Origin of the sequence: Kribbella hippodromi (genome assembly GCF_039531045.1) — a bacterium.
GTDB lineage: Bacteria > Actinomycetota > Actinomycetes > Propionibacteriales > Kribbellaceae > Kribbella > Kribbella hippodromi.
The window spans coordinates 157,651-164,638 of sequence record NZ_BAAAPH010000020.1; the positions used below are offsets into that span (position 1 = coordinate 157,651).

5 protein-coding genes are annotated in these 6,988 nt (G+C 67.3%); 2 read left to right on the forward strand and 3 right to left on the reverse strand.

Going from position 1 to position 6,988, the window contains the following annotated elements; genetic code table 11:
• Window positions 1-2 precede the first annotated feature (2 nt).
• Window positions 3-1,787, reverse strand: coding sequence for an alpha/beta fold hydrolase (locus ABD260_RS27940; RefSeq protein ID WP_344238077.1), 1,785 nt, complete (start codon window positions 1,785-1,787; stop codon window positions 3-5).
• Complete coding sequence (locus tag ABD260_RS27945) at window positions 1,784-2,404, reverse strand: TetR/AcrR family transcriptional regulator (RefSeq protein WP_344238079.1); 621 nt, start codon at window positions 2,402-2,404, stop codon at window positions 1,784-1,786. The genes ABD260_RS27940 and ABD260_RS27945 overlap by 4 nt, the downstream gene beginning before the upstream one ends.
• 119 nt (window positions 2,405-2,523) lie before the next feature.
• On the opposite strand from ABD260_RS27945, the gene ABD260_RS27950 reads away from it, so the two are divergent.
• Window positions 2,524-4,128, forward strand: a complete 1,605-nt coding sequence (locus tag ABD260_RS27950) for a helix-turn-helix transcriptional regulator (RefSeq protein ID WP_344238088.1) — start codon at window positions 2,524-2,526, stop codon at window positions 4,126-4,128.
• 11 nt (window positions 4,129-4,139) lie between these two features.
• On the opposite strand, the gene ABD260_RS27955 is transcribed toward ABD260_RS27950, so the two are convergent.
• A complete protein-coding gene (locus ABD260_RS27955) occupies window positions 4,140-5,333 on the reverse strand; it encodes a Dyp-type peroxidase (RefSeq protein WP_344238081.1) in 1,194 nt (397 codons plus the stop codon).
• A gap of 63 nt (window positions 5,334-5,396) precedes the next feature.
• On the opposite strand from ABD260_RS27955, the gene ABD260_RS27960 reads away from it, so the two are divergent.
• Window positions 5,397-6,878: a right-handed parallel beta-helix repeat-containing protein gene (locus ABD260_RS27960; protein ID WP_344238083.1), complete on the forward strand. Its 1,482-nt coding sequence runs from the start codon at window positions 5,397-5,399 to the stop codon at window positions 6,876-6,878.
• Window positions 6,879-6,988: the final 110 nt, after the last annotated feature.

Below are 6,988 nucleotides of genomic sequence, written 5' to 3' on the forward strand. Positions count from 1 at the left end.
AGTCAGCTTGCTGCGGTTGTTGCCCTGGCTTGGGTCAGGAGTGTTAGCAGTTCGGTGGGGTGGGTTAGGTGGGGGTAGTGGCCGGCGTTGGGGATGGTTGTGTGGGGGAAGGTGGATTGGGCTTCGGGGGTTAGGGGGTCTTGTTCGCCGGTGATGATGTGGAGTTTGGTGGGGTAGGTGGTGAGGGTTTGGATTAGGGCGGTTCGGCGGGGTGGGTGGGCGCCTTGGTGGAGGAGGGTGGCTACTCGGCGGGCTGTGGTGGGGCGGTGTAGGTCCTGGATGGAAGTGGTGAGTTTGGGGGCTAGGGCCTTGTCGCCCAGGAGTCTGGCGGCCAGGGATTCAGGGGTGGTGTGGCGGAGCCAGAGGGTGGCCAGGAGGCGGGAGCGGGCGAGTGCTCCGGCGCGGGGCTGGAGGAAGGCGGGGGCTACAAGGGTGAGCCGGCTGAGCTTGTCCGGGTGATTGGCGGCGTACTCGAGGGCGTACGCGGCGCCGATCGAGTGGCCGATGAGATGGACGTTCGGGCGACGTTCCAGCAAGGCCTCGAGCCAGCTTGTCCAGTGAGTGGTGTTGCCTGAGCTCATGCCCAGACCGGGCAGGTCCACGACTTGCAGGTCGGTGGGGAACGCGTTGGCGATCTCGGACCAGCTGTCCGCGTTGAGCGGCAGCGGCGGCAGTACGACGGTGTCGGCGTCCGGGTTGCCGAGGCTGAAAGTACGTGTGCCGCCGACGTCGATGAACCCCCGCCGCTGATCACTTAGGCGTACGGCACCGAAGCGATGCGCGGCCAGGTGATCGGCCCAGCGCAGTAGGGAAGGGATTGTTGCCGGCTGCACGAGGCCGTGCTGATCCGCGAGTGCCTCGGCTTCGGCGGTCGGATAGCGGGCGCTGTCCAGGAAACTCAAGGTTTCTGGGTCAACCTGGGTCACGCGTCGGGGAAGTTTCCGGATGACCCCGACCGGCAACGACAACCTCGGCCCGCGGACGCGGTAGTGCTTTCCGATCAGCGTCAGCAGCTCCCGGAGCCGTGGTGTGTGGTCGTCCAGCACCCAGTACGACTTGCCGCGCGCCTCGTCGACGGTCGGTACGAGCGCCATGAACTTCGCCAAATAGTCGACCGTGACGACCGGAACAAACGTCTCCGCGTTCCCCGGCAGCGCGGCCAGCGTGCCCTGCCACAGGTCGCGGATAGTTGCCGCCAGCCCGATCTGCTGCTCGGATTCGCCGGTCACGGAATGCCCGCTGACCGTCGACGGATTGACGATCGTGTACGCGACACCGAGCTCGCCGGCGGTCTGTTTGACGACCCCATCGGCCTCGATCTTCGACGCCTCGTACGCGCCCAGCCGCTCGTACGCCGCCGCCCGCGCAGCACCGGTCAGTACTGCATCGCCGTGACTGCCGACGCGATACCCCGACACGTGTACGACGTGCGGCCGCAGCGGCAGCCGCGCAGCGAGCTCGACGATCCGCCGCGCGGTGACCACATTCCCGTCGTACGCCTCCTGCTCCGGCATCCCGAACCGAAAGGCGCCGGCCAGGTTGTGGATCTCGGTCGTACCGGCCAGCGCCGCATCATCCATCCCTAGATCGGCCGCGGCGAAGTCGGCCTCGATGAACTCGACACCGTTCTCCACACCATGCGCGCTCAGCCAAAGCCGGAGCTTCTCACCAGCTGACCGGGTACGGACGGCCGCGATCACCGGTACGCCCTGCGCAACCAGCTCGATCACCAACCAGCGCCCGATGAAGCCGGTCGACCCGAAGACCAGTGCTGTACGCCGCGTCATCGTGACTCCTCCGGCGTACCGCGAACGGCCGACCCAGCGAGCGTACGCAAACTCGCGCCCGCGTCGCGCAACGGCTGCGGTGATCGCCGCGCCCGCGAAATGATCAGCGCGCCCTCGATCAAACTCACCGCCGCCGAGCCGAGCACCTTCGCTTCGGCCGCTGGAACCTGCCGCGCGACCAGGAACTCCTCGACCAGCGCGACCCACGCGTCGTACGCGTCGGTGCAGGCCGCGCGCAGGGCGTCGCTCGCATTACCCATCTCCAGCGTCACCACCGAAACCGGGCAGCCCAAGGTGTAGTCGCTGGCGACCATCAGCGCAGCCAGTGCGTCGATCGCCGACTCGATCGCATCCGCGAGCTCAGTGGCCGGATCGGTCGTCAAGCACTCTCGAATCAACGCCGTGAACTGCTCCGCTGCGAGCCCAATCGCTTGGACGCCGAGCTGTTCTTTGCCGCCGGGGAAGTGGAAGTACAGCGAGCCTTTCGGCGCACCCGCGTGTTCGAGCACGGCGTTCAGCCCGGTGCCCGCGTACCCCTGCCGCTGGATCAACTCCAGCATCGAGACGGCCATCCGGCCTTTCACGGCCTCGCCCTTGCGTACTGGCTCTGGACTCATGACGCGAATATAGACCAGTCTACATATTTTCGCCAGACATGCCGAGACGCGCCCTTACTCACTGAGAGCGAATATGCTCTCTGGGTTACATCCGGAGCTGGGAGGACCTGGATTTGGACGTGGGGGGTGGCCGGCTCGCGCCGGTGCCGGTGGCGGGGTTGCCGGCCGAGTTGGCGCGAGTTGCGGCGGAGCGGGATTGGGATGCGCTGCAGGTGTTGTGCGATCAGCACCTGCTGGCAGTGGAGGGCGAGCTGGCCGGCCGGCTGCTGGCCGTGCTGACGCAGGTGCCGGATGCGGAATTGCGGGCGCGGCCGCGGCTGATGTTGTCGTGGACCAGCGCGTACTACGCCGCCACCCAGCCGGACGCCGGCGAGCTGCGGCCGTATCTCCGTCACTACATGGAGCTCGGTACGCGCCTGGTCGAGTCGATGGATCTTGACCAGGAAACGTCGGTGGCGACCCTCACGACAGTCGGCGTCGCCGCGATGATCGCCCTGCGTGCGCAGGGGAAATGCGCCGAAGCGGAGGAGCTTGGGCAGCGGCTCACTACCCGCGCCGCGCAACTCAGCCCGCTGCCCGGCGCGGACGGTGTTTGGCGGCCGGGCTGGTTGCCCTTGCAGCGTGGAGTTACGCGGACGTTGATGGACGATCTGCCGACCGCGGTAGAGCAGTACCGGCACGCGTACGAGCTTGCCGCAGCCGAACCGATCACCGCGGCCACCGCCCTGAACGCCGCCGCGAACCTCGCGATGATCTTCGCGAACCTCGGTCATGGTGCGTACGCGCGGCAGTGGCTCGACCGGATGCACGAAGTCGAAGCGCCGTCGCACCGGGTCAGGCACCTGCTCACCCTCGGCGGATCAATCGCCGAAGGGTGGGACGCCCTCGACCGGTACGACGACGCGGCGGTGACGCGTTCGCTGGACCTCATCGGCGACGGTACGAGCCGCGTCGAAGTCTGGCCGTTCGTCGCGGCGCTGGGGTTCGCGCACGCGGTGTACCGGGGCGATCAGGCGTCCGCGCTCGTACATCTGAGCACGCTCCGGCTCAGCCACGCGCCCGAGCTGGCCGAACTGAAGACCGCGTTGCAAGTGCTGCGGCGGGCGTGGATCGATCTGCTGATCGCGAACGGGCACGGTACCCGCGCGCTGCGGCTGATCCAGGAAGCCGGCGCGCACGAACCGTGGCTCACCCTTCCGACCGCACGAATCCGTTTGTGCAAAGGCGAATACGAGTCCGTACGCGCCCTCGCGTCGCGCTTGTCCTGGGGTACTGTCACGTCGCATCGCGATCTGCGGCAATTGTTGTTGCTCAAGGCAATCGCCGCGTTGCGGATGGGCGATCGGAACGAGGCGCGCGAGGCGGCCGATTTGGCCGGGCGGTTGCGTACGCCGGATGAGGTGCTATCGCTGGCCGCCTTGTCGCGGGCCGATCGGGCGGATTTGTTTGAAATCAAGGACTTTCCGTTGACCGATGAGGCGCGAGAACGGTTGGAGAAAGCGCGGGAGGTGTTTCCGGATCGGCTGAATTTGGTGGAGCTGACGACGCGGGAGCACGCTGTTTTGAGTCAGTTGGATGCGGGCGGAAGTACGCCGGAGATTGCCGGGAAGCTGGTTGTATCGGTCAACACGGTGCGTACGCAGGTGAAAAGCGTGTATCGGAAGCTCGGTGCGTCGAGTCGTGAGGATGCGTTGATGCGGGCGTACGAGCTGGGGTTGCTCTAGCTTGGTTCGCTCTAGAAGAGCGTGCTGCCCAACGGGTGCTGTTCGTCGTACCCGGGCAGGATCAGGAAGGTGCCGCTGGCGGTGGTTTTGGTGAACGGGAGCAGGGCGTCGCCGTTTTCCATGTGGGTGAGGGTTGCGGTGAACGTCCGTAGCTCGTTCTGGAAGCTGATGAACAGCAAACCGGGCGCGGGGTCGTCGATGCTGTAGGAACGGCGCAGCATCAGTCCGACGCCGACTGCGGTAGCGTGCGCGCGGCGGGCGTGGGCGCCGGCCGGAACCAGGTAGCGGCCGTCGGGCGTTTTGGCGTTGAGGTCTGGCCCTTCGGCGATGTTGCCGCCGGAGAGTGGGGCGCCGGTGTCGCGATGCCTGCCCATGACCGCTTCCTGGTCTTCTCTGGGCAGTGCTGCGAACCGGGGGAGGTCGAGTTGCATGCGGCGGACTACGGCGATGGTGCCGCCGGCAACTTGTTTGGGGCCGGCCAGCCAGAGGTTGCGGTTCTGTTCGGATTCGGTGTGGGGGCCGATGATTCCGTCGATGAAACCCAGTTGGTTGCGGGGTGCGGTGAGGTGCTCGGCGACTGGTACGGCCGGGCCGCGGCGGGCTGATTGGCGCCAGCGTTCTTTGAGGCCGGGGTGGTTCAGGAGCGCGGTCGCGGCGAGGGAGAGCAGGAGAGGGTCTGTCGCACAGATCTGCAACAGAACGTCCCCACCGCGTGCGTGCGGCTCCATCTGCTCATTCGCAAACACCGGCAGCTCCGCGGTGCCGGGCAGCGCGGTGCTCGACGTGCGTACCAGGCGGGGGCCTAGGCCGACTGTGATGGTGAGGTCGGCTGGGGAGAGGCCGAGGAGGTGAGGGGTGGGTTTGGTGGTGAGGGTGCGGATGGTGTTGCCGAGGGCTGCCAGTAGTGGGCCGATGGGGGTGGAGGGGGTGACGTCGGCGACTACGGCGAGCAGGTTTGGCTGGGGAGCTTGTGGGGTGGTGATGCCGGCCTGGTACTTGCCGGTTGATGGGACAGCCGCGGGCGGGGATGGTGCCGACGGTGCCTGCGGTGATGAGGCGGCCTGGGGCTGGTCGGTGGTGTCGCAGGCGGTGAGGATGCCCGCGGTGGCGGCGCCGATCGCGGTGGCAGCGGCGCCGAGCAGAGCGCGGCGCGACGTGCCGGCGGCTCGAGGCTTATGCGCGGACGGTGTCCTGTCGGCGAGCACGGAGTGAGAGTGCCACATCACCCGCAGTACGGGCGAATCGGCGAACCGTGCCACACTGCCGCCATGTCACGTGTGCGTGGGGTGTTGATCGTGGTACTCAGTGTCATCAGCTTGGCGGGGTGCGGCGCGGGGTCCGACCAGAAGCCGGCCCAAGGCTCGGGCTCGGGTCAGAGGTCGGCGCAGCGGCCGGCGGGCGAGAAGGTCACGATCCGCGTGCCCGCCAACGCCCCGACCATCGCGGCCGCGGTTTCCGTTGCCCAGCAAGGCGATCTGGTCCTGGTAGCGCCCGGCACGTACCACGAGTCGGTGCGCATCACGACGCCGCACGTCACCCTCCGCGGCGAATCCCGCGACAAGGTGATCATCGACGGCCAGCTGCAGCAGCCGAACGGCATCGTCGTCACCGCGCCCGGCGTCGCGGTCGAGAACCTGACCGTCCGCGGCAACACCCAGAACGGCGTCCTCGTCACCGGATCGGTCAAGGCCGCGGACGGCGAGCCAGGCGACGGCGGGTACGACACCGGTGACGAGCCGGTGCGCTTCCTGGAGTCATTCCTGGTGTCGCATGTGACCGCGACCCGCAACGGTTTGTACGGCATCTACGCGTTCTCCGCGCGGAACGGGGTGATCGAGCAGTCGTACGCGTCCGGTGGTGCTGACTCGGGGATCTACGTCGGTCAATGCAAGCCCTGTCACATGGTGGTGCAGGACAACGTGGCCGAGTACAACGCGGTCGGCATCGAGGGTACGAATGCGAGCGGCGAAATGTACTTCGTCGGCAATCGGATTGTCGGCAATCGGGTCGGTCTGACGACTGGATCTGACCATCAGGAGAAGCTGCTGCCCCAGCAGGGCGCGGTGGTTGCGGGCAATCTGATTGCGGACAATCAGCAATCCGCCACGCCGGAGCAGGCCGACGGTGGCTGGGGGGTCGGCGTCGGGATCGACGGTGGCAGCGGCAATCAGATTGTCCACAATCGGATCGCAGGCAATGTGAACGCGGGCGTGATCCTCACCGCGACCCAGGACCTCCCACCGGACAACAACCGAATCCAGAACAACGTCTTCACCGGCAATGCCCTGGACGTCGGCTGGACCTTCCCGACAGCCACCAAAGGCCACGACAACTGCCTCACCGGCCCAACCACCCGCACAATCCCCACCAACCTCCCCACCACCGCCCCCTGCCCAGCCCTAAGCACCCCAACCAGCCCGCCGAGCACGTCGCCCGGCGCCCCGGGCAGCCCGTCCGGCGCCCCGGCGAGCCCGTCCGGAGCAGCGGCGAGCCCGTCCGGGGCAGCGGCCAATCCGTCGGCCAGTGCATCGTCCGGTCGAGCTGTCTCGCCGTCGGGTGCTTGGAAGGGCCCAGTTCCGCCGCGGGGCATCCCGTTCAACCAGGTGGTTGCGCCACCCGTACAACCCCAGTACCCAGCCGCCACCACCACCGGCGCCACGACCGTTCCCGAAGCCCCCGCCCTACCAAGCCTCGCCCAACTGACGACCCCAGCACCAACCCTCCTGGCCGACCGCGCCCTGGCGAAGTAGGAGCTTTTCGCGGGATTGCCCGGCAGCCCTGGAGCCTTTTGCCCTCATAGCCACCGGCGGATTCACGCGGTGGTTGCAACACCGGGTGGATTTGCTTGGTTGGACAGTAG

Bases quoted from the DNA above. Each gene is read 5' to 3' on its own strand.
- ABD260_RS27940 (WP_344238077.1), bottom strand. From the start codon at position 1,787: ATGACGCGGCGTACAGCACTGGTCTTCGGGTCGACCGGCTTCATCGGG.
- ABD260_RS27960 (WP_344238083.1), top strand. From the start codon at position 5,397: ATGTCACGTGTGCGTGGGGTGTTGATCGTGGTACTCAGTGTCATCAGC.
- ABD260_RS27945 (WP_344238079.1), bottom strand. From the start codon at position 2,404: ATGAGTCCAGAGCCAGTACGCAAGGGCGAGGCCGTGAAAGGCCGGATG.